General features: G+C 72.2%; 17 protein-coding genes and 1 riboswitch. Of the genes, 10 read left to right on the forward strand and 7 right to left on the reverse strand.

What is annotated here, in order from left to right; genetic code table 11:
- The first annotated feature begins 163 nt into the window (after nt 1-163).
- The 3 genes from ACHZ99_RS22695 (at nt 164) to ACHZ99_RS22705 (ending at nt 2,803) form a co-directional block, all read left to right on the forward strand.
- Nucleotides 164-1,156: a tetratricopeptide repeat protein gene (locus ACHZ99_RS22695; protein ID WP_420306538.1), complete on the forward strand. Its 993-nt coding sequence runs from the start codon at nt 164-166 to the stop codon at nt 1,154-1,156.
- Nucleotides 1,157-1,240: 84 nt separating this feature from the next.
- A complete protein-coding gene (gene def, locus ACHZ99_RS22700) occupies nt 1,241-1,888 on the forward strand; it encodes a peptide deformylase (RefSeq protein ID WP_420306539.1) in 648 nt (215 codons plus the stop codon).
- A 180-nt stretch (nt 1,889-2,068) separates the two neighbouring features.
- Entirely contained in the window at nt 2,069-2,803 is a 735-nt protein-coding gene (locus tag ACHZ99_RS22705) for a D-Ala-D-Ala carboxypeptidase family metallohydrolase (protein WP_420306540.1), read from the forward strand.
- 75 nt (nt 2,804-2,878) lie between these two features.
- Here the strand turns inward: ACHZ99_RS22705 and ACHZ99_RS22710 are convergent, their stop codons facing one another.
- From ACHZ99_RS22710 to ACHZ99_RS22735, 6 genes are all read right to left on the reverse strand, one after another.
- Nucleotides 2,879-3,910, reverse strand: a complete 1,032-nt coding sequence (locus ACHZ99_RS22710; protein WP_420306541.1) for a ribonucleotide-diphosphate reductase subunit beta — start codon at nt 3,908-3,910, stop codon at nt 2,879-2,881.
- On the reverse strand, nt 3,901-6,330 hold the full coding sequence (locus tag ACHZ99_RS22715) for a ribonucleoside-diphosphate reductase subunit alpha (protein WP_420306542.1): 2,430 nt from the start codon (nt 6,328-6,330) through the stop codon (nt 3,901-3,903). Before ACHZ99_RS22715 ends, ACHZ99_RS22710 begins: the two co-directional genes overlap by 10 nt.
- A gap of 122 nt (nt 6,331-6,452) precedes the next feature.
- Nucleotides 6,453-6,600, reverse strand: a riboswitch (cobalamin riboswitch).
- Between the two features lie 47 nt (nt 6,601-6,647).
- Nucleotides 6,648-7,166, reverse strand: a complete 519-nt coding sequence (locus tag ACHZ99_RS22720; RefSeq protein ID WP_420306543.1) for a GNAT family N-acetyltransferase — start codon at nt 7,164-7,166, stop codon at nt 6,648-6,650.
- A gap of 116 nt (nt 7,167-7,282) precedes the next feature.
- Nucleotides 7,283-7,486, reverse strand: coding sequence for a YbdD/YjiX family protein (locus ACHZ99_RS22725; RefSeq protein ID WP_420306544.1), 204 nt, complete (start codon nt 7,484-7,486; stop codon nt 7,283-7,285).
- Nucleotides 7,483-9,705, reverse strand: coding sequence for a carbon starvation CstA family protein (locus ACHZ99_RS22730; RefSeq protein ID WP_420306545.1), 2,223 nt, complete (start codon nt 9,703-9,705; stop codon nt 7,483-7,485). The genes ACHZ99_RS22725 and ACHZ99_RS22730 overlap by 4 nt, the downstream gene beginning before the upstream one ends.
- Nucleotides 9,706-10,050: 345 nt before the next feature.
- On the reverse strand, nt 10,051-10,857 hold the full coding sequence (locus ACHZ99_RS22735) for a GntR family transcriptional regulator (RefSeq protein WP_420306546.1): 807 nt from the start codon (nt 10,855-10,857) through the stop codon (nt 10,051-10,053).
- A gap of 317 nt (nt 10,858-11,174) precedes the next feature.
- On the opposite strand from ACHZ99_RS22735, the gene ACHZ99_RS22740 reads away from it, so the two are divergent.
- The 5 genes from ACHZ99_RS22740 (at nt 11,175) to ACHZ99_RS22760 (ending at nt 17,101) form a co-directional block, all read left to right on the forward strand.
- Complete coding sequence (locus ACHZ99_RS22740) at nt 11,175-12,461, forward strand: extracellular solute-binding protein (RefSeq protein WP_420306548.1); 1,287 nt, start codon at nt 11,175-11,177, stop codon at nt 12,459-12,461.
- Nucleotides 12,462-12,552: 91 nt separating this feature from the next.
- Nucleotides 12,553-13,536, forward strand: a complete 984-nt coding sequence (locus tag ACHZ99_RS22745) for a carbohydrate ABC transporter permease (RefSeq protein WP_420306549.1) — start codon at nt 12,553-12,555, stop codon at nt 13,534-13,536.
- Nucleotides 13,533-14,363, forward strand: coding sequence for a carbohydrate ABC transporter permease (locus ACHZ99_RS22750; protein ID WP_420306550.1), 831 nt, complete (start codon nt 13,533-13,535; stop codon nt 14,361-14,363). Before ACHZ99_RS22745 ends, ACHZ99_RS22750 begins: the two co-directional genes overlap by 4 nt.
- Before the next feature lie 59 nt (nt 14,364-14,422).
- Entirely contained in the window at nt 14,423-15,997 is a 1,575-nt protein-coding gene (locus ACHZ99_RS22755; protein WP_420306551.1) for a glycoside hydrolase family 3 protein, read from the forward strand.
- A gap of 54 nt (nt 15,998-16,051) precedes the next feature.
- Nucleotides 16,052-17,101: an SIS domain-containing protein gene (locus ACHZ99_RS22760; RefSeq protein ID WP_420306552.1), complete on the forward strand. Its 1,050-nt coding sequence runs from the start codon at nt 16,052-16,054 to the stop codon at nt 17,099-17,101.
- Between the two features lie 80 nt (nt 17,102-17,181).
- Here ACHZ99_RS22760 and ACHZ99_RS22765 read toward each other — a convergent pair whose 3' ends face one another.
- Nucleotides 17,182-17,934, reverse strand: a complete 753-nt coding sequence (locus ACHZ99_RS22765; protein WP_420306553.1) for an SDR family oxidoreductase — start codon at nt 17,932-17,934, stop codon at nt 17,182-17,184.
- 80 nt (nt 17,935-18,014) lie between these two features.
- Between ACHZ99_RS22765 and ACHZ99_RS22770 the strand changes: the two genes are divergently transcribed.
- Together ACHZ99_RS22770 and ACHZ99_RS22775 are read left to right on the forward strand one after the other, a co-directional pair.
- A complete protein-coding gene (locus ACHZ99_RS22770) occupies nt 18,015-18,647 on the forward strand; it encodes a TetR/AcrR family transcriptional regulator (RefSeq protein WP_420306554.1) in 633 nt (210 codons plus the stop codon).
- 787 nt (nt 18,648-19,434) lie between these two features.
- Entirely contained in the window at nt 19,435-20,916 is a 1,482-nt protein-coding gene (locus ACHZ99_RS22775; protein ID WP_420306555.1) for a sensor histidine kinase, read from the forward strand.
- Nucleotides 20,917-20,971 lie beyond the last annotated feature (55 nt).

Below are 20,971 nucleotides of genomic sequence, written 5' to 3' on the forward strand. Positions count from 1 at the left end.
CGGTAAGAAGCGGGTGTACGGCACCGCGTGGTTGGATGCGGGCATAGCCCGGCAGCCGAGCGGACAGGAAGTGGCGGGGAGCAACGGCGCCCCCCGGGAGAGCACACCGTGCGGACGGGGCGCACAGTGGTCATCCTGGAGTCAAAGACGGCAGGCAGGAATCGTGAAGATCTTCGGCAGAACACGGCACCGGCCCTCCGCCTCGTGGCGGCAGGCGACCGACCGCGCGTTCACGTTGATCGGCGACGGCCGGTACGACGACGCGGGCGCGCTGCTCACCCGTGCCGCGGGCCTGGAGCCCTGGCTGTCGGAGTCGTGGTTCAACCTCGCGCTGCTGCACAAGTTCCGGCACGACTGGGAGCAGGCCCGCGCCGCCGGGCTGCGGGCCGTCGCGCTGCTCGACCGCGAGTCGGGCGCGCCCGACTGGTGGAACGTCGGCATCGCCGCCACCGCGTTGCAGGACTGGCCGCTGGCGCGGCGGGCCTGGGAGGCGTACGGGCTGCGCGTGCCCGGCGGCGCCGCCCACCAGGGCGCGGCCGAGCCGCCGGAGGACATGGAGCTGGGCAGCGCCGCGGTCCGGCTGTCGCCGGAGGGCGAGGCGGAGGTCGTCTGGGGCCGCCGGCTGGATCCGGCGCGCGTCGAGGTGCAGAGCATCCCGCTGCCGTCGTCGGGGCGGCGCTGGGGCGAGGTCGTGCTGCACGACGGCGTGCCGCACGGCGAGCGGGCGACGCTCGCGGGCCCGTCGTACCCGGTCTTCGACGAGATAGAGCTGTGGGCGCCGTCGCCGGTGCCGACGTGGGTGGTGCTGCTGGAGGCGGCCACCGAGGCGGACCGGGACGCCGTCGAGCTGCTGGCGGCGGAGGCGGGATACGCGGCCGAGGACTGGTCGTCGTCCGTGCGGCTGCTCTGCCGTACCTGCTCGGAGAGCTGCATGCCCAGCGCCGAGGGCTCGCTCCAGGCGTCCCTCGACCCGCACGACCACAGCGAGCCCGGCCAGCCGGGCCCCCTGGTGCACCGCACCGAGGACGGGCTGTGGGTGCCGGAGCGGGAGTGCGGGATAGCCGCGCCCGCGTCGCTGGTGCGCGGGCTGCTGGAGAGCTGGGCCGCGGACAGCCCGGACACCCGGGACTGGCGGGATCTCGAAGAAGTCGTCTGAGGCTGTCGGCGGCGGGCCGTACCCTGGACTCCGGTCTTTTCATGAAGCTCGTGAGGGCGGGAACCAGGAAGGCGTACGGCGAGGATGACGCAGCAGGCGGAGCAGCAGCAGACGGGGCGGGAAGCGGAGTCGCCGGACGCGTTCCTCGATGACGTGACGAACGCCGAGGAGCGTGAGCGGGAGGCCCGCGAGCGGGGGACGGTCAGGCCGGTCACGGTGGTCGGCAATCCGGTGCTGCACCGCGAGTGCCGGGACGTCACGGAGTTCGACGACGGGCTTCGGCGGCTGGTGGACGACATGTTCGCCAGCCAGCGGGCGGCGGAGGGCGTGGGGCTCGCGGCCAACCAGATCGGCGTGGACCTGAAGGTCTTCGTCTACGACTGCCCGGACGACGACGGTGTACGGCACGTGGGCGCCGTGTGCAACCCGGTGCTTCAGGAGCTGCCCGCCGAGCGCCGCCAGCTCGACGACGGCAACGAGGGCTGTCTGTCGGTCCCCGGCGCGTACATGTCCCTGGCCCGCCCGGACTACGCGGTGGTGAGCGGCCGGGACCTCGACGGCGCCCCCGTCCTGGTGCACGGCACGGGGTACTTCGCCCGCTGCCTCCAGCACGAGACGGACCACCTCTACGGGCGGCTGTACATCGACCGGCTCTCCAAGCGGGAGCGCAAGGACGTCATGCAGCAGATGGCGGAGAACACCCCGCGGTACGAGATCGTGCCGAACGACTGACGGAGCTCCGCGCCGCCCCCCGCCGGGCCGGTGCCGGCCCGCCCAGTGTGTCCGCAACCGCCGCCTCTTGCGCGGCGGTTACTGCGGTGGTCTGGACCACTGGCGCAATGGCGGTCCGTTGACCGCGCGTCCGCCGCGCGCGACGCTCGGAGCCCCCCATTCGCACGGCACGGAGGCCCGATGCTCAGACGTACGGTCAGACTCATCCTCAGTATTGTCATGATCGCGGCGGCAGGTGTCGTCGGCACGGTCGCCACCGCAGGCACCGCGCAGGCGGACTCGTGCTACACCTGGAACCGCACGCTCAAGGAAGGCATGTCCGGTTCCGACGTCACCCAGTTGCAGATCCGGGTGGCGGGCCACGTGACGTCCGGCGAGATCCTCGCCATCGACGGCCAGTACGGCCCGCGCACGAAGGCTGCCGTCACCCGCTTCCAGCGGGCGTACGGGCTCAGCGCGGACGGCGTCGCCGGCCCGAACACCTACAGCAAGATCTACGGGCTGCAGGACGGCGACTGCACGCCGGCGCACTTCACCTACAGCGAACTCAACAAGTGCAACTCCAGTTGGGGCGGCGGCAAGGTATCCGCGGGCACCGCCAAGGAGAACGCCAAGCGGACCATGTGGAAGCTGGAGGCCATGCGGCACGCCCTGGGTGACCGGCCGATCCAGATCAGCAGCGGCTTCCGCTCGGTGTCGTGCAACAGCGCGGTCGGCGGCTCCTCCAACAGCCAGCACATGTACGGCACGGCGGCCGACCTGGTCGGCACCCCGTCGTTCTGCACGCTGTCGCGGCAGGCCCGCACGCACGGGTTCGGCGGGATCCTCGGTCCCGGCTACCCGGGCCACAACGACCACGTGCACGTCGACGGCCGCTCCTCCCGCTACTGGAGCGCCCCCAGCTGCGGCGTCTGACCGCGGCACCGCACGACCGAGCAACCGCCGGCCGGACCCGCCCCCGTGGCGGGCCCGGCCGGCGCCGGCGCGCGCTCAGAACTCGTCGTCGAACGCCACCGAGCCCTCCACCGCCACCTGGTACGCGGACGGGCGGCGCTCGAAGAAGTTCGTCAGCTCCTGCACGTCCTGCAACTCCATGAACGCGAACGGGTTCTGCGACCCGTACACCGGCGCGAAGCCCAGCCGCGCCAGCCGCTGGTCCGCCACGCACTCCAGATACGCGCGCATCGACTCGGTGTTCATCCCCGGCAGGCCGTCGCCGCACAGGTCCCGGGCGAACTGCAGCTCCGCCCGCACCGCCTCGTCCAGCATGTCGCGGACCTGCCGCCCCAGCTCCTCGTCGAACAGGTCCGGCTCCTCCTCGCGCACCGTGTCGACCACGGAGAACGCGAAGTTCATGTGCATGCTCTCGTCGCGGAACACCCAGTTCGTGCCGGTCGCCAGGCCGTGCAGCAGGCCGCGGGAGCGCAGCCAGTAGACGTACGCGAACGCGCCGTAGAAGAACAGGCCCTCGATGCAGGCGGCGAAGCAGATGAGGTTGAGCAGGAAGCGGCGGCGGTCCTCCCGGGTCTCCAGCCGCTCGATGCTCTCCACGGAGTCCATCCAGCGGAAGCAGAACTGCGCCTTCTCGCGGATCGACGGGATGTTCTCCACGGCGTCGAACGCCGCGGCCCGCTCGTCCGGGTCGGGCAGGTAGGTGTCGAGCAGCGTCAGATAGAACTGGACGTGCACGGCCTCCTCGAACAGCTGGCGGGAGAGGTAGAGGCGGGCCTCCGGCGAGTTGATGTGCTTGTAGAGCGTGAGCACCAGGTTGTTCGCCACGATCGAGTCGCCGGTGGCGAAGAACGCCACCAGCCGGCCGATGAGGTGCTGCTCGCCCGGCGAGAGCTTCGCGAGGTCGGAGACGTCGGAGTGGAGGTCGACCTCCTCGACGGTCCAGGTGTTCTTGATGGCGTCCCGGTAGCGCTCGTAGAAGTCCGGGTAGCGCATGGGGCGCAGGGTCAGCTCGAAGCCGGGGTCGAGCAGGTTCCTGCCCCGGGCGGCGGTGGCGGCGGTCACTGGCATGCCTCGCAGGTCTCGGGGTTCTCCAGGGAGCAGGCGGCGGCCTCGTCGGCGGCGTGCGGCAGCTGCCGGCCGGGCGGGGGTACGGGTACGGGGTGGGCCGGGGCGGCGGCGCGGGCCGAGCGGGCGATGCGGGTCGCCGGGCGCGAGCGCAGGTAGTAGGTCGTCTTCAGCCCGGACTTCCAGGCGTGGGCGTACATCGAGCTGAGCTTGCCGATGGTCGGCGCGGCCATGAAGAGGTTGAGCGACTGGGCCTGGTCGAGGTACGGCGTACGGGCCGCGGCCATGTCGATCAGCGCGCGCTGCGGCAGCTCCCACGCCGTGCGGTAGCGCGCCCGGACCTCCGCGGGGAGCCAGGCCAGGTCCTGCACGGACCCGTCGTGCTCGCGCAGCGCCTCGCGGGTCCGCGCGTCCCACACCCCCAGCTCCTTCAGCTCGGCCACCAGGTAGGAGTTGACCTGGAGGAACTCGCCGCTCAGCGTCTCGCGCTTGAAGAGGTTGGAGACCTGCGGCTCGATGCACTCGTAGACGCCGGCGATGGACGCGATCGTCGCGGTCGGCGCGATCGCCAGCAGCAGCGAGTTGCGCAGGCCGGTCGCCGCGATCCGCGCGCGCAGCGCGGTCCAGCGCTCCGGCCAGGTCGTGTCGGCGTCGGGGTAGTGGTCGGGGTGCAGCACGCCGCGGGCGGCGCGGGTGCGGGACCAGGCCGGGTGCGGGCCGTGCCGCTCGGCGAGGTCGGCGGAGGCCGCGTACGCGGCGAGCATGACGCGCTCGGCGATCCGGGTGGACAGCGCCCGCGCCTCGGCGGAGTCGAAGGGCAGCCCCAGCCGGAAGAAGACGTCCTGCAACCCCATCACGCCCAGGCCCACCGGCCGCCAGCGGGAGTTGGAGGCGGCGGCCTGGCCGGTGGGGTAGTAGTTGATGTCGACGACGCGGTCGAGGAACGTCACCGCGGTACGGACCGTGGCGTCCAGCCGCTCCCAGTCCATCGCCCCCTCCGGGCCGCCGGCCGGGTCGCCCAGGTGGGCGGCGAGGTTGACCGAGCCCAGGTTGCACACGGCCGTCTCGCCGTCGTCCGAGACCTCCAGGATCTCGGTGCACAGGTTCGAGGAGTGCACGACGGCGCCGGGCTCCGCGGTCTGGTTGGCGGTGCGGTTGGCGGCGTCCTTGAACGTCATCCAGCCGTTGCCGGTCTGCGCGAGCGTACGCATCATCCGGCCGTACAGCTGCCGCGCCGGGACCTGCTTCACGTACCGCCCGGCGGCCTCCGCGCGCGCGTACGCCGCGTCGAAGTCCGCGCCGTAGAGGTCGGCCAGCTCGGGGACGTCGGACGGCGAGAACAGCGACCAGGGGCCGTCGGCCTCGACGCGGCGCATGAACTCGTCGGGGATCCAGTGCGCGAGGTTGAGGTTGTGGGTGCGGCGGGCCTCCTCGCCGGTGTTGTCGCGCAGCTCCAGGAACTCCTCGACGTCGGCGTGCCAGGGCTCCAGGTAGACGCAGGCGGCGCCCTTGCGCTTGCCGCCCTGGTTCACGGCGGCGACGGAGGCGTCGAGCGTGCGCAGGAACGGGACGATGCCGTTGGAGTGGCCGTTGGTGCCGCGGATCAGCGAGCCGCGGGAGCGGACCCGGGTGAAGGGGATGCCGATGCCGCCGGAGTGCTTCGACAGCCGGGCGACCTGGTGGTAGCGCTCGTAGATCGAGTCCAGCTCGTCGCGCGGGGAGTCCAGCAGGTAGCAGGACGACATCTGCGGGTGGCGGGTGCCGGAGTTGAACAGGGTGGGGGAGGAGGGCAGGTAGTCCAGGCGGCTCATCAGCCCGTACAGCTCGGCGACTTCGGCGAGGGCGGCGTCGGACTCGTCGGCGGCCAGCCCGCAGGCGACGCGGAGGAAGAAGTGCTGGGCGGTCTCGACGACGGCGCGCCGGGTGGGGTGGCGCAGCAGGTAGCGGGTGTGGACCGTGCGCAGTCCGAAGTAGCCGAAGAGGTCGTCGCGGCCCTCCGCGACGGCCTCGTCGACCAGGGCGTCGAGGCGCGCGGCGTGCCGCCGGACGAAGGCGGCGGTGGCGTCGGCGACGAGGCCCTCGCGGTGGCCCACGGCGACCGACGCGGAGAAGGACGTGGCGCCCTGGCCGGCGGCCTCCTCGGCGATCGCCCGGGTCAGCAGCCGGGCGGCCAGCCGCGAGTACTCCGGCTCCTCGGCGATCAGCGCCGCCGCGGCGTCCGTGGCCAGCTCCCGCAACTCCGCCTCCCCGGAGCCCGGATGCCGGCCGCGCAGGGCGTCCGCCGCGACCCGGGCCGGGTCGGTGGCGGGCAGGCCGGCGGCCAGCGCGGTGAGCGTGCGGGCGAGGGCGGCGGCGGGGCCGTCGTCGGCACCGGGGGTGGCTGAGGCGGGCTCCGCAAGCGCGGCCGGTGGTGCGATCGTCAAGGTGCTGCTCTCCCTCGCTCGGCGGGGCCGCGCGGGAGAGGGCGCCACGGGCGCACGCGGGCATGCCGCGTCGCGCACGAGACGGCCCCGCTTGCGTCCGTGGGCCCAATCCGCGAGACCCGGACGTCATCGATCGCTGCCGGAGGTTCTCGGGCTCACGACGTACGGGCAGACCGGCGCGCGGCAGGCATGACGGCACATCGCTTACCGTTGCGGGACAGCTCCGGACTTCCACCGGATTCCCCTGCGTCGGCAGCTGAGATGAGCATACATCTAGTGGCTCGCCGGGGAGCCACCCCTACATGTTGTGTCGCACCTCAGAGGTGGGCGACGAAGGCCCAGAGCGGCAGCCCGGGCAGCGGGAACCAGTCGCGCTCGGGGGTGCGCAGGAACCCGAGCCGCCCGTACAGCCGGTGGGCCGGGGTCATGTCCGGGGCGCTGGATATCACCATCCGCCGGGCGTCCAGCTCCCGGGCCCGGTCCATGCAGGCCCGGGCGAGCGCCTCGCCCACGCCCCGGCCGCGCGCCTCCCGCGCCACCCCCAGCATCCGGAACTCGCCCTCGCCGTCCTCGCTCAGCTCCGCGAACGGCGAGCCCGCCGTGACGAACGTCACGCTGCCCAGCACCCGGCCGCCGCCCGGCCGGCCGTCCCCGTCGACCGCGACCAGCACCTCCGTGCGCTCCGCGAGGGCCCGCCCGCGCACGTCCCGCAGCTCGTCCGCGTACTCGTCGCCCTCGCCGAACGTCAGCAGCCCGTCCGCCATATACGCCTCGGCGGTCAGCTCGCCCGCCCGCTCGTACTCCTCCGGCCGCACCGGCCGCACCGTGAAGTCCATGCCCCCGAGTCTGCCCTGCCCCACCGACAACGCGCCCCCGCCTGTGGACAACGGGCCGCCGCCCCCGGAGAACCGGGGACGGCGGCCCGTGGCCCCCTAACTGCGTTCCACCGCGCTCAGCAGCAGCGGAACCCCTTGCGCGGGTCGTCGCCCGCGTCCGTGCGCATCCGCTCGAACTCGCGCCGGCTCGGTACCTCCGCCTCGGGGTCGTGCGCGCGCAGATGCGCGGCGTAGCGCTCGTACGCCGTGTCGCCGAGCACCTCGCGCACGTACCACCAGACCTTGCGCCCGGCCGCCGCCACCGCCGCCGTGCCGGTCACGAGCCCGCACCGTCCCGGGGAGCCCCGCCGCCGCCCGGCCCGGTGCCCGGCAGGAACCCCCCGCCGCTGCCCAGCCCGGCCGCCTCCAGCTCTCTCTTCTCCTCCTTGGTCGGGATCAGCTGCGCGGGCGCCACGTACGTCGACTCGTGGTACGGCTCCTCGTGGCTGACCACCGACTCCGGGTTGCGCAGGGACTTCACGCACACCCGGGCCGCGTCCACGATCACGACGACCACCAGGATGGCGAAGACCGCGGACAGCACGCCGTCGACCGTCGTGTTGGTGACGATCGTCTCCGCGTCCTCCAGCTCCTGCCCGGACAGCTTCCCGGAGTCGATGCCCTCCTGCGCCACGTCGCCCTGGGCGAAGAATCCGACCCGCGGGTCGTCCGAGAACACCTTCTGCCAGCTCGCGGTGAGCGTGACCACCGCGACCCAGATCAGCGGGACGCCCGTCACCCACGCCCACTTCAGCCGGCCGGACTTGATCAGCAGCGTGGTGCAGACCGTCAGCGCGACCGCGCCGAGCAGCTGGTTGGTGATGCCGAAGAGCGGGAAGAGCTGGTTGATGCCGCCGAGGGGGTCGTTGACGCCGACCCACAGGAAGTAGCCCCACAGGCCCACGACGACCGCGCTGGTGCCGATGAGCCCCGGCCACCAGCTGACCCGCTTGAGCGGCTTGTAGACGTTGCCGAGGGTGTCCTGGAGCATGAAGCGGCCCACCCGGGTGCCCGCGTCCAGCGCGGTCAGGATGAAGAGCGCCTCGAACATGATCGCGAAGTGGTACCAGAACGCCTTGAGGCTGTCCCCGGTCACGTTGGAGAAGATCTCCGAGACGCCCAGCGCGAACGTCGGCGCACCGCCGGTACGGCCCAGCAGCGTCGACTCCTCGACGGAGTCGGCCGCCGCCTGCATCGCCGCCGGGGTGATCTCGTACCCGAAGCCCTGGATCGCCTGCGACGCCGACTGCGCGGTGTCGCCGATGATCGTGGGCGCCGAGTTCATCGCGAAGTACAGCCCGGGGTCCAGCACACAGGCGGCGATCATCGCGATGACCGCCACGGAGGACTCCATCAGCATGGAGCCGTAGCCGATCATCCGTACCTGCGTCTCCTTCTCCACCATCTTCGGCGTGGTGCCGGAGGAGATGAGGGAGTGGAAGCCGGACAGGGCGCCGCAGGCGATGGTGATGAAGACGAACGGGAACAGCGAGCCGGCGAAGACCGGTCCCGTCCCCTCGCCGGCGAAGTCGGTGACGCCCTCCATCTTCAGCGTCGGTGCGGCCACGACCACGCCGATGAACAGCAGCGAGATCGTGCCCAGCTTCATGAACGTGGACAGGTAGTCGCGCGGCGCGAGCAGCGTCCACACCGGCAGCACCGAGGCGATGAAGGCGTAGATCACGATCCAGATGACCAGCGCCTCCTTGCTCAGCGTGAACGTGTCCGCGAGCGAGGACTCGGCCACCCAGCGCCCCCCGACCAGCGCGAGCAGCAGCAGCCCGACGCCGATCAGCGACACCTCGACGACCCGGCCCGGCCGGATCATCCGCAGGTAGAAGCCCATGAACAGCGCGATCGGGATCGTCATGCCGATGGAGAACGTGCCCCAGGCGGACTCCGCCAGCGCGTTGACGACGACCAGCGCCAGCACCGCCAGCAGGATGATCATGATCGCGAAGACCGCGACCAGCGCGGCGACGCCGCCCACCGGGCCGATCTCCTCCCGCGCCATCTGGCCGAGCGAACGGCCGTTGCGGCGGGTGGAGAAGAACAGCACCACCATGTCCTGAACCGCGCCCGCGAAGATCACGCCCGCGACGATCCAGATCGTGCCCGGCAGGAAGCCCATCTGCGCCGCCAGCACCGGCCCGACCAGCGGTCCGGCGCCGGAGATGGCGGCGAAGTGGTGGCCGAGGAGCACCCGCCGGTCGGTCGGCTGGAAGTCGATCCCGTTGTCCAGCCGCTCGGCCGGGGTGGCGCGCGTCTTGTCGGCCTTGAGCACGCGGTAGGCGATGAACTTCGAGTAGAAGCGGTAGCCGATGGCGTACGAGCCGAGGGCCGCGGCCACCATCCAGGCGGCGGAGACCTCCTCGCCCCGCGAGAGCGCCAGCATGGTCCAGCCGAGGGCGCCCAGCAGGGCGACGACGGTCCACACGGCGATGCTCTTCGGCGCCATACGTGGCTTTTTCGGTGCGTCCGGAGGTGCTTGCACTGTCATGGCGGCTCCGTCCCCTGAGCTCTCAATCGCTTGCGACGCGCTCGAAATGTAGAGCAGGGTGTGGCCGCCGTCACTAGGGCGATCAACAGCCGTTCGATCAGGCGGGGCCCCGGCCGGGGCTCAGCGCTCCTCGGGGTCGGTGGCGACGACGTCGTACGGGTACGGCTCCGGCGGCGCGCCCGCCTCGTCGAGCCGCGCGGTCTCCTCCGGCGTCAGCTCCCAGTCCGAGGACGGCAGCGTCGCGGTGAGCTGCTCCGCGGTGCGCGCGCCGACGACCGGCGCGGCGGGCGCCCCCGTACGGCGCGGCGGCGGGCCCGGCGCCGGGCGCGCCGCCGCGCCGCCCGCTCAGCCCACCGGGCGCCTCAGGCGGGCGACGAACTTGTACCGGTCGCCGCGGTACACCGACCGGACCCACTCCACCGGCTCGCCGTGGGTGTCCACGGAGTGCCGGGAGAGCATCAGCATCGGCAGCCCGGTGTCCGTGCCCAGCAGCCCCGCCTCCCGGGGCGTGGCGAGCGACGTCTCGATCGTCTCCTCGGCCTCGGCCAGGTGGACGTCGTAGACCTCGGCGAGCGCGGTGTAGAGCGAGGAGTGCTTGACCAGGCTGCGGCGCAGCGCGGGGAAGCGCTTGGCGGACAGGTGGGTGGTCTCGATGGCCATCGGCTCGCCGTTGGCCAGCCGGAGGCGCTCGATGCGCAGCACCCGCCCGCCGGGCGCGATGTCGAGCCGTTCGGCGAGCTGGTCGCCCGCGGTCACGTAGCCGATGTCGAGCAGCTGGGAGGTGGGTTCGAGCCCCTGGGCGCGCATGTCCTCGGTGTACGAGGTCAGTTGGAGGGCCTGCGAGACCTTGGGCTTGGCCACGAACGTGCCCTTGCCCTGGATCCGCTCCAGCCGCCCCTCCACGACCAGCTCCTGCAACGCCTGGCGCACGGTCGTGCGGGAGGTGTCGAACTCGGCGGCGAGGGTGCGCTCCGGCGGCACCGGGGTGCCGGGCGGCAGGGTCTCGGTCATCTCCAGCAAGTGCCGCTTGAGCCGGTAGTACTTGGGCACCCGGGTGGTCCGCCCGGCGCTCCCCCCGGCGCGTCCCGGCTCGTCGGCTGCCGGTACCGTCGCAGCCGGCGTTCCCTCGGCCGGTCCGGCGTTCGTCCTCATGACTCCTCCGTCTGGTAGCGGCTCACATCCTGGCACGGCTCGTCACCCGTCGGTGCACGCGCGGGGTGACGGGATTGCTCACATGTCGGTCCGGTAACGGAAGCCGAACCAGCAGGCCGCATACCCTTGACACCCTCATTGGTCTAGGCCAGGCTTCGTTTCACGATTGGTCCAGACCAAGACCGTCAACCTGGTCTAAACCATTAAAGACCACAAGTCCACTCCACGGGCAGGGTCCGGGAGCAAGGACTTTTCGGTGGCGAATCGCTGGCGAACGACGGCAGGGGGGCGTGGGCCGGCATGTTGAGGAGGGTGACGTGAAGCGCACGGCGGTAGCGGTGCTGGCGGCGGCTGGCCTGGTGGCAAGCCTCGCCGCCTGCGGTTCTGACGACAGTGACGGTGGGGACGGGGAGGCCAAGGGCCCCGACTCGTACAAGGGCGAGACACTCACCTTCTGGGCCATGGACGGTTCCACACCGGACGACTGGCTGCAGGACGTCAAGGCGGAGTTCGAGAAGAAGACGGGCGCCAAGCTCGAATACAAGGTGCAGCAGTGGAACGGCATTCAGCAGAAGCTGACCACCGCGCTGTCCGAGTCGAGCCCGCCCGACGTGATCGAGGTCGGCAACACCCAGACCCCCGCCTACGCGGCGACCGGCGGTCTGGCCGACCTGACCGACCTGAAGGAGGAGATCGGCACCGAGTGGACCGAGTCCCTCAACGAGTCGTCGATCTACGAGGGCCAGCAGTACGCCGTCCCGTGGTTCTTCGCCAACCGCGTGGTGATGTACAACAAGGAGATCTTCGAGGAAGCCGGGATCAAGGAGATACCCAAGACCCGGGACGACCTCTTCGCGGCGTTCGACAAGATCGAGAAGAACACCGACGCCGAGCCGATCTACATGCCCGGCCAGAACTGGTACTTCTTCGACGGCCTGCTCATCGGCCAGGACGCCGAGCTGGTGAAGAAGGACGGCGACAAGTGGGTGTCCAACCTCTCCGACCCCAAGGTCGGCGCGGCCATGGAGATCTACAAGCAGTACGCCGACTACTCCACGGCGCCCAAGGACAAGGACGAGGCCACCCCGCAGCAGGGTGAGGTCTTCGGCAAGGGCGAGACCGGCGCCATCGTCGCGATGGGCTGGGAGGCCGGCATCGCGGCCGAGGCGAGCAAGGACAAGAACTTCGACAAGAAGATCGGCTACTTCACCATCCCCGGTGAGACCGCCGAGACCCCGGAGAGCGTCTTCCTCGGCGGCTCCAACCTGGCCATCGCGGCCGGCAGCGACAAGCAGGAGCTGGCCAAGGAGTTCCTGAAGATCGTGCTCTCGGACAAGCACGAGGGCGCCCTCGCGGCGGCCAACGGCGTGATTCCCAACAAGGAGTCGCTGCTGTCGAAGCTGGAGGGCAACGAGGCGGCCGAGGCCGCGGCGCCCGCCGCCGCCGTCGGCGGCACCACGCCGCTCATCCCCGAGTGGGGCGCGGTGGAGAACACCCCTAACCCCATCAAGTCCTACATGACCGCCTTCCTCAACGGTGACTCCCACGAGGAAGCGGCCGCGTCGGTCGAGGACGATCTGAACGAGCGTCTCTCGCAGGAGTAAGCGACAGCGGGCGGGCGGGGCCGGGTACGCACCCGGCCCCGCCCGCACCCGCGGGTCCGAATCCACCTCGTCCCGAAGAGATCGACGCCTCATGACTGTGCAGACCCCGGGGCCGGCCGCCGAGAAGGCCGCAGGCCGCGCCCGTCACCAACCCCCACCGCCCGGACGCCACCGCAAGTCCCAGGTCTCCGCCGGTACCCTGCCGTACCTCCTGATCCTGCCCGCGCTGACGATCACCGCGATCCTGCTCGGCTGGCCGCTGGTGAAGAACGGCATCCTGTCGTTCCAGCAGCTCGGCATGAAGGAGATCATCCAGCACCTCACGGTGTGGAACGGCTTCGACAACTACACGGACGTCCTCGGCGGCGAGGACTTCTGGCGCGTCACGCTCCGGACCGTCATCTTCACCGCGATCAACGTCGCGCTCATCATGGTGTGCGGCACCCTGGTCGGGCTGCTGCTCGCCCGGCTCGGCCGCAAGATGCGGCTGACCCTGCTGATGGCGCTCGTGCTCGCCTGGGCGATGCCCATCATCGCGGCCACCACCGTCTACCAGTGGCTGTTCGCGCAGAACTACGGCGTCGTCAACTGGGTCCTGGACAAGCTCGGCTGGCACTCGATGGCCGACTACAGCTGGACCAGCAGCCAGACCTCCACCTTCTTCGTGATCATCGTGATGCTCGTCTGGACGTCGGTCCCGTTCGTGGCGATCAACCTCTACGCCGCCACGACCACGATCGCCAAGGAGCTGTACGAGGCCGCCGCGCTGGACGGCGCCGGCGGCTGGCGCACCTTCACCTCGGTGACGCTGCCGTTCATCAAGCCGTTCCTGATCGCCACCACGTTCCTGGAGATCATCTGGATCTTCAAGGCGTTCCCGCACGTGTACGCGGTCAACGGCGGCGGGCCCGACCGGCTCACCGAGACGCTGCCCGTCTACGCCTTCGTCGAGGGCGTCGGCAACCAGCACTACGGCGTGGGGGCGGCGATCTCCGTGCTCACGATCCTGGTCCTGATGGTGCTGACGTCGTACTACATCCGCATGGCCCTGAAGCAGGAGAGGGAAGACTCGTGAGGCGCTCGCTCATAGGCCGCTTCTGGCCGAACGCGACGGCCCTGGTGCTGTTCGTGCTCTTCCTCTTCCCCGTGTACTGGATGTTCGCCACGTCCTTCAAGCCGCGCAGCGACATCATCAGCGAGAACCCGGTCTGGTTCCCGCTGGACCCGACCTTCGAGCACTACCGCACGGCCTTCGACGCCGAGAACTTCTGGAACTTCTGGCGGAACTCGCTCACGGTGACCCTCCTGGCGGTCGGGTTCTCGCTGCTCATCGCCCTCTTCGCGTCCTTCGCCATCGCCCGGATGCGGTTCAAGGGCCGCAGCGGCGTCATCCTGGTGTTCATGTTCGCGCAGATGGCCCCCTGGGAGGTCATGGTCATCTCGGTGTACATGCTGGTGCGCGACGCGGACATGCTGAACAGCCTGGTGCCGCTGACGCTCTTCTACACCGTGATGGTGCTGCCGCTGACGATCCTGACCCTGCGCACCTACGTGGCCGCGGTACCCAAGGACCTGGAGGAGGCGGCCATGGTCGACGGCGCCTCCCGCACCCAGGCGTTCCGGAAGGTGATCTTCCCGCTGCTGGCGCCGGGCCTGATGGCCACCTCGCTCTTCGGCTTCATCACCGCCTGGAACGAGTTCCCGATGGTCCTCGTCCTCAACAAGGAGGCCGAGGCGCAGACCCTGCCGCTGTGGCTGTCGCAGTTCCAGACCCAGTTCGGCGACGACTGGGGCGCCACCATGGCCGCCGCGTCGCTGTTCGCCCTGCCCATCCTCCTGCTCTTCCTGTACCTCCAGCGCAAGGTCACCGCCGGCCTCACCGCCGGCGCCGTGAAGGGCTGACGTACCACCTCGTAAGCTGCGGCGGGACCACCGCCGCGGGAAGGGACAGCACGACGCCCATGACGACACTCGCAGGGGCCACCGACACCCTGACCCGGGACGCCCTCGCCGTACTGCAGCCGAGCTTCCTGGGCACCGAGCCCCCGGACTGGGTGCTGCGCCGCCTCGACGAGGGCCTGACCGGCGTCGGGCTCTTCGGCCGCAACATCGAGAGCCCGGAGCAGGTCGCCCGGCTCACCGCCCGGCTGCGCGCCGTCCGGCCCGAGGTGCTGGTGGCGATCGACGAGGAGGGCGGCGACGTCACCCGGCTGGAGGTGCGCAGCGGCTCCTCGTTCCCCGGGAACCTCGCCCTCGGCGCCGTCGACGACCCCGGACTCACCCGGGCCGTCGCCCGCGAGCTGGGCCGCCGGCTCGCCGAGGTCGGCGTGAACCTGAACTGGGCGCCGTCCGCGGACGTCAACTCCAACCCCGACAACCCCGTCATCGGCGCCCGCTCCTTCGGCGCCGACCCCGCCCTCGTCGCCCGGCACACCGCCGCGTACATCGAAGGCCTCCAGGAGGCGGGCGTCAGCGCGTGCGCGAAGCACTTCCCCGGCCACGGCGACACCAACGTCGACTCGCACCACGCGATGCCGCGGATCGACGTCTCCGCCGACGTGCTGCGCGAGCGTGAGCTGGTGCCGTTCCGGGCCGCGGTCGCCGCCGGCACCCGGGCCGTCATGAGCGCGCACATCCTGCTGCCCGCGCTCCGCACCGACCTGCCCGCCACCCTCAGTCCGGCGGTGCTCACCGGCCTGCTGCGCGCCCCCGTCGCCGACGGCGGGCTCGGCTTCACCGGGCTGGTCATCACCGACGCGCTGGAGATGCAGGCCATCGCGGCCAAGTACGGCATCGAGGGCGGCGCCGTACGGGCCGTGGCCGCCGGCGCCGACGCGATGTGCATCGGCGCCCGCGGCGACGAGGAGATCGTGCTGCGCACCCGGGACGCGCTCGTCGCCGCGGTGCGCAGCGGGGACCTGCCCGAGGAGCGGCTCGCCGACGCCGCTGCCCGGGTACGGGCCCTGGCGGGCTGGCCGGCGCCGGCCGCGGGCGGCGCGGTGGAGGGGATCGCGCCGGACCCCGGCGTCGGCCAGACCGCTGCGCGCCGGGCGCTGCGCCTCACCGGCGCGCGGGACTACGTGCCGCCGTCCGGCCCGGTGTACGTCGCGGGGTTCACCCCGGTCGCGAGCATCGCGGTGGGCCGGGAGACCCCGTGGGGCGTGGGCGCGGAGCTGGAGCGCGCGCTGCCCGGCACCGAGTCCGCGGTCTTCGACGGCTCCGCCGCCGGCGCCGAGGGCTCCGGCGGCAGCGGGGACGTGGCGAGCCGGGAGGGTTTGTCGGCGCTGACCGCAAATGTGCTCGCGGCGGCCGGTGACCGTAGGATCATCGCAGTGGTGCGCGACGTCCACCGCCACCCCTGGATGGCGGACGCGCTCGACGCCCTGCTGGCCGTCCGCCCCGACACCGTCGTGGTGGAGATGGGTGTGCCGCAGGCGCCGCCGCGCGGGGCGCTGCACATCGCGACGCACGGGGCCGCGCGCGTCTGCGGGCGCGCCGCCGCGGAGGTCGTCACCGGCAAGGGCGCCGGGGCCTGACCCCCACTGCCCTTCCGCCCGTACCACCTGACACCGCATACGGAGGCACCCCGCATGACCACCGCCCAGCCGGGCCGGATCATGGCCGGCGAGATGGCCGAACAGCCCGAGGCCCTGCGCCGCGTCCTGGCCCACGGCGCCCCGGAGATCCGCCGGGTCGCCGAGGCGATCGCCGCCCGTTCGCCGCGCTTCGCGCTGCTGACGGCGCGCGGCACGTCGGACAACGCCGCGCTGTACGCCAAGTACCTGCTGGAGATCCAGCTCGGGCTGCCCTGCGGGCTGACCTCGATGTCGACCACGACGGCGTACGAGGCCAAGCCGGACCTCACCGACGTGCTGGTGATCACCGTCAGCCAGTCCGGCGGCTCGCCGGACCTCGTCGCCTCCACCCGCGCCGCCCGTGACGCCGGCGCGATCACGCTGGCGGTGACGAACAACCCGGACTCGCCGCTGGCGGGCGTCAGCGAGTACCACATCGACGTCCAGGCGGGCCCGGAGAAGGCGCTGCCGGCGACGAAGACGTACACCGCCTCGCTGCTGGCGCTCTACCTCTTCGTCGAGGGCATGCGCGGCGGGCAGGGGGAGGCGGCGGCGGTGCTGCCGGAGCTGGCGGAGCAGATCCTCGCCCGCCAGGACGAGGTGAAGGCGCTGGCGCAGCGGTACCGCTTCGCCGAGCGGATGGTCCTCACGTCGCGCGGCTTCGGCTACCCGACGGCGAAGGAGGCGGCGCTGAAGCTCATGGAGACGTCGTACATCCCGGCGCTCTCCTACTCCGGCGCGGACCTGCTGCACGGCCCGCTCGCCATGGTCGACAACGTCTCGCCGGTCATCGCCATCGTCACGGACGGCCGCGGCGGCGAGGCGCTCCAGCCGGTGCTGGACCGGCTGCGGGACCGCGGCGCGGACCTGGTGGTCATCGGCCCGAAGGCGCAGGTGGACGCGGCGGCGGGAGGCTTCGTGCTGCCGACGGCCGGGGTGGCCGAGGAGGTGCAGCCGATCCTGGAGATCCTGCCGCTGCAACTGCTGGCGTACGAGGTGACGATCGCCCGGGGGCAGGACCCGGACGCACCGCGGTCGCTGGCGAAGGTCACGGAGACCCGCTGACCCGCTGACCGGCTGATCGCGTACGGGCCACGGCCCCGGCTCCCCCGCGGGGGAGCCGGGGCCGTGGCCCGTGGCGCGTGCTACAGCAGCACGCCGCCCGACACGTCGACGTACGTCCCCGTCAGCACCCCTGCGTCCCCGGAGACCAGGTACGCCACCGTGTCGGCGACCTCGCTCACCTCCGGGATCCGCCCGAGCGGCGACATCGCGGCCATGCCGGCCTTCGCGTCGTCGTTGTCCCGCAGCCAGGCCGCGTTCATGTCGGTGTCCAGCGCGCCGGGCGCGACCGCGTTGACGGTGATGCCCCGGTCGCCCACGGACTTCGACAGGAACTTCGTGAAGGCGTCGACCGCGCTCTTCGTCATCGTGTACGCCATCAGCGTCGGCATCATCGCCGCGTGCGTGGCCACCGTGGACACGTTGACGATGCGCCCGCCGTCGCGCATCCGCGGCAGACCGAGCTTGGTGACGAAGAACGGCGCCCTGGTGTTCACCGCGAACAGCCGGTCGAAGTCCGTCTCCTCGGTGTCCTCGATGAGCGCCTGAAGCGCCACCCCCGCGTTGTTGACGAGGATGTCGAGCCCGTCCGCGTGCCGGTCGAACTCCGCCCACAGCGCCGCCGCGTCCCCCGGCACGCCCAGCTCGGCCCGGATCGCGAACGCCTCGCCGCCGGCCGCCTCGATCGCGGCGACGGTCTCCTTCGCCGCCGTCTCGTTGCTGCCGTAGTGCACGGCGACGCGCGCGCCGTCCCGCCCCAGCCGCTCCGCGATCGCCCTGCCGATGCCCCGGCTTGCGCCCGTGACCAGTGCCGTCTTCCCAGTGAGCGCGCCCATGGCTGCGCCCCCCTTTCTGTAAAGGTCGCTACAGAAAGAACCGTATCACATTGGCTAGCGGGCGCTATAGAATTGGTGGCATGGCCACCAAGCAGCGCGGACGCCCCCGCTCCTTCGACCGCGACGAGGCGCTGGAGAAGGCCCTGCACGCCTTCTGGCAGCACGGCTACGAGGCCACCTCGGTCGCCGACCTCACGCGGTCCCTCGGCATCGGCGCGCCGAGCCTGTACGCCGCCTTCGGCGACAAGGAGGCGCTCTTCGACGCGGCGGTCGAGGTGTACGCCCGTACCGACAACGGCACGTTCATCGACCGCGCCCTGGCCGAGGAGCCCACCGCCGTCGCCGCCTTCACGCGGATCCTGCGCGAGGCCGCCGTCGGCTACACCGACCCCGACCGGCCGCGCGGCTGCATGGTCCTCAGCGTCGGCATGAGCGCCACCACCCCGGAGGTGGTGGCCAAGCTGCGCGAGCTGCGCGCGCTGAACATGACGAACATGGCCGCGCGGGTACAGGCCGACGTGGCCGCCGGCGTGCTGCCCGCCGGGACCGACGCCGAGAAGCTCGCGAGCTACACGGGGGCCGTGCTCCAGGGCATGTCCACGCAGGCCAGGGACGGCGCCGACCGGGAGCTGCTGGAGCGGGTGGCGGAGATCGCGGCGGCGGGTTTCGCGGCGGCGGCGGAGGGGCGTGAAGTCGGTGCGTCCGGGGCGTAGACAGCCGGGAGTGGTCTAGTCCACAATGCTTGTCAGGCTTCCACCCCTTCCGCACGACGGGGTGGAACGAGGCCCGAGGCGTTCTCTGCCCTGACTGCGTCCCCGGCCTCCTCACCGGCTGCGAAGCCGCGGGGCCGCACACTCCGCGGCGCGCGCACCGGTGCTTGGCTCCGGGCCGCGGTGCCGGACGGGTTGAGGGTCCCGGTCCAGGCACCGCGGCCCGAAGTGCGTTCCGGCCTGCGGCCCGCACCGCGGGGCCCCGCCGGCGGCTCCGCCGCGGCGGCCCGCCTGCGGCAGCCGGGGCACGTTCTGTCCTGGACCCGCGACCTGAAGCGCACCGGCGCCTGCGCCGGTGCGGCGGGTGGCGGGTGTGCGGCGGTCGGGGCGCGTTCGGCCCTGGAACCGCGGTCGGGGGCGCGTCCGGCCCGCTGCCCGCGGGGTCTTGCCTGCCTCGGCCTCTCTGCGCGGGGCCGCGCGCCGCGGCTTTCGGCGGTGCGGCCCATGCCGCCGCGGCTCCGGGGCCCCCGTCCGGCCGGGCGGGCCGCAGGCGCCCCGTGGCGGCGGACCGCGGTCGGGGGCACATCCCGGCCCGCTGTCCGCGGGGGCATGCCTGCTCGGGCCTCTCTGTGCGGGGCCGCGTGCTCCGCGGCGCGCGCTGGCACCGGGGCCGCGCGCTGCGGCTTTCGGCGGTGCGGCCCATGCCGCCGCGGCTCCGGGGCGCCCCCGTCCGGCCGGGCGGGCCGCAGGCGCCTCGTGGTGGCGCCGGTAGGCTCCAGGTGTGCCGTCCATGAACGAGCTCGTCCGCCGGCACACGGCGCTGAGCGAGACCGACCTGGAGTGGCTGCACCTCCTCGTCTCGGAGTGGCAGCTGCTCGCCGACCTGTCCTTCGCCGACCTCGTGCTCTGGGTCCCGACCGTCGACGGCGCCCGCTACGTCTCCGTCGCCCAGATGCGCCCGAACACCGGACCCACCTCGTACCAGGACGACATGGTCGGCCACACCGTCCCGCGCGGCCGGCGCCCCATGCTCGACGCCGCCCTCGACGAGGGCCGGATCGTGCGCGAGGGCGACCCGGAGTGGCGCGAAGAGGTGCCCGTACGGATCGAATCCATCCCCGTGCGCCGGGAGAGCCGCGTCCTCGGCGTCATCGCCCGCAACACCAACCTGCTGACCGTGCGCACCCCCAGCCGGCTGGAGCTGACGTACCTGCAGAGCGCCTCCGACCTGGCGCAGATGATCGCCGCCGGGGCCTTCCCCTACCCCGGGCAGCAGGGCGACACCGAGACCTCGCCGCGCGTCGGCGACGGGCTCATCCGGCTCGACGCGGACGGCATCGTCCAGTACGCCTCACCCAACGCGCTCTCCGCCTACCACCGGCTCGGCCAGGCCGCCGATCTCGTCGGCCGCCACCTCGGCCAGGCCACCTCCGCGCTGGCGGTCAGCAAGGAGCCGGTGGACGAGGCGCTGGTCAAGCTCGCCAGCGGCTGGGCGCCGCGGGAGGCGGAGGTGGAGGGCAACGGCGGCGTCATCCAGCTGCGCGCGATCCCGCTCCAGCCGCGCGGCACGCGCATCGGGTCGCTGGTGCTGCTGCGCGACGTCACCGAGATCCGGCGGCGTGAGCGCGAGCTGATGACCAAGGACGCCACCATCCGGGAGATCCACCACCGGGTGAAGAACAACCTCCAGACCGTCGCCGCCCTGCTGCGGTTGCAGTCGCGCCGGCTGGCCGCCGAGGATCCCGACGGGCGGGCGCGGGCGGCGCTGGACGAGGCGGTGCGGCGGGTCGGCTCGATCGCCATCGTGCACGAGACGCTGTCGCAGAACCTCGACGAGACGGTGGAGTTCGACGAGATCGCCGACCGGGTGGTGGCGATGGTGGCGGAGATCAGCCCCGGCCGGGTGACGGGGCGCCGCACCGGGCGCTTCGGCGTGCTGCCGGCGGAGGTCGCGACGCCGCTGTCCATGGTGCTGACCGAGGTGCTGCAGAACGCGCTGGAACACGGCTTCGGGACGGGGGAGTCGGGGCGGGTGGAGGTGACCGCGCTGCGCTCGGCCGGGCGGCCGGAGAGCCGGCTGCTGGTCACCGTGCAGGACGACGGGCGGGGGCTGCCGGAGGGGTTCGACCCGGCGGCGTCCGGGAGCCTGGGGTTGCAGATCGTACGGACGCTCGTCGAGGGGGAGTTGGCGGGCACGTTTTCGATGGCGCGGGCGCCGGAGGGGGGCACGCGGGTGGTGTTCGACATCCCCGTGCAACCCGAAAAGCGCTGACGCGCCGGGGGGTTGGGCGTACGGGGGTTGACGCGGGGGTCCGCGTCGCGGCCGC

This window comes from Streptomyces sp. MAR4 CNX-425 (assembly GCF_048656465.1).
Classification (GTDB): Bacteria; Actinomycetota; Actinomycetes; order Streptomycetales; family Streptomycetaceae; genus Streptomyces.

Excerpts from the sequence above, each read along its gene's own strand:
- def (WP_420306539.1), top strand. The coding sequence starts at position 1,241 with ATGACGCAGCAGGCGGAGCAGCAGCAGACGGGGCGGGAAGCGGAGTCG.
- ACHZ99_RS22705 (WP_420306540.1), top strand. The coding sequence starts at position 2,069 with ATGCTCAGACGTACGGTCAGACTCATCCTCAGTATTGTCATGATCGCG.
- ACHZ99_RS22710 (WP_420306541.1), bottom strand. The coding sequence starts at position 3,910 with ATGCCAGTGACCGCCGCCACCGCCGCCCGGGGCAGGAACCTGCTCGAC.
- ACHZ99_RS22720 (WP_420306543.1), bottom strand. The coding sequence starts at position 7,166 with ATGGACTTCACGGTGCGGCCGGTGCGGCCGGAGGAGTACGAGCGGGCG.
- ACHZ99_RS22730 (WP_420306545.1), bottom strand. The coding sequence starts at position 9,705 with ATGACAGTGCAAGCACCTCCGGACGCACCGAAAAAGCCACGTATGGCG.
- ACHZ99_RS22735 (WP_420306546.1), bottom strand. The coding sequence starts at position 10,857 with ATGAGGACGAACGCCGGACCGGCCGAGGGAACGCCGGCTGCGACGGTA.
- ACHZ99_RS22745 (WP_420306549.1), top strand. The coding sequence starts at position 12,553 with ATGACTGTGCAGACCCCGGGGCCGGCCGCCGAGAAGGCCGCAGGCCGC.
- ACHZ99_RS22755 (WP_420306551.1), top strand. The coding sequence starts at position 14,423 with ATGACGACACTCGCAGGGGCCACCGACACCCTGACCCGGGACGCCCTC.
- ACHZ99_RS22760 (WP_420306552.1), top strand. The coding sequence starts at position 16,052 with ATGACCACCGCCCAGCCGGGCCGGATCATGGCCGGCGAGATGGCCGAA.
- ACHZ99_RS22765 (WP_420306553.1), bottom strand. The coding sequence starts at position 17,934 with ATGGGCGCGCTCACTGGGAAGACGGCACTGGTCACGGGCGCAAGCCGG.
- ACHZ99_RS22770 (WP_420306554.1), top strand. The coding sequence starts at position 18,015 with ATGGCCACCAAGCAGCGCGGACGCCCCCGCTCCTTCGACCGCGACGAG.
- ACHZ99_RS22775 (WP_420306555.1), top strand. The coding sequence starts at position 19,435 with ATGAACGAGCTCGTCCGCCGGCACACGGCGCTGAGCGAGACCGACCTG.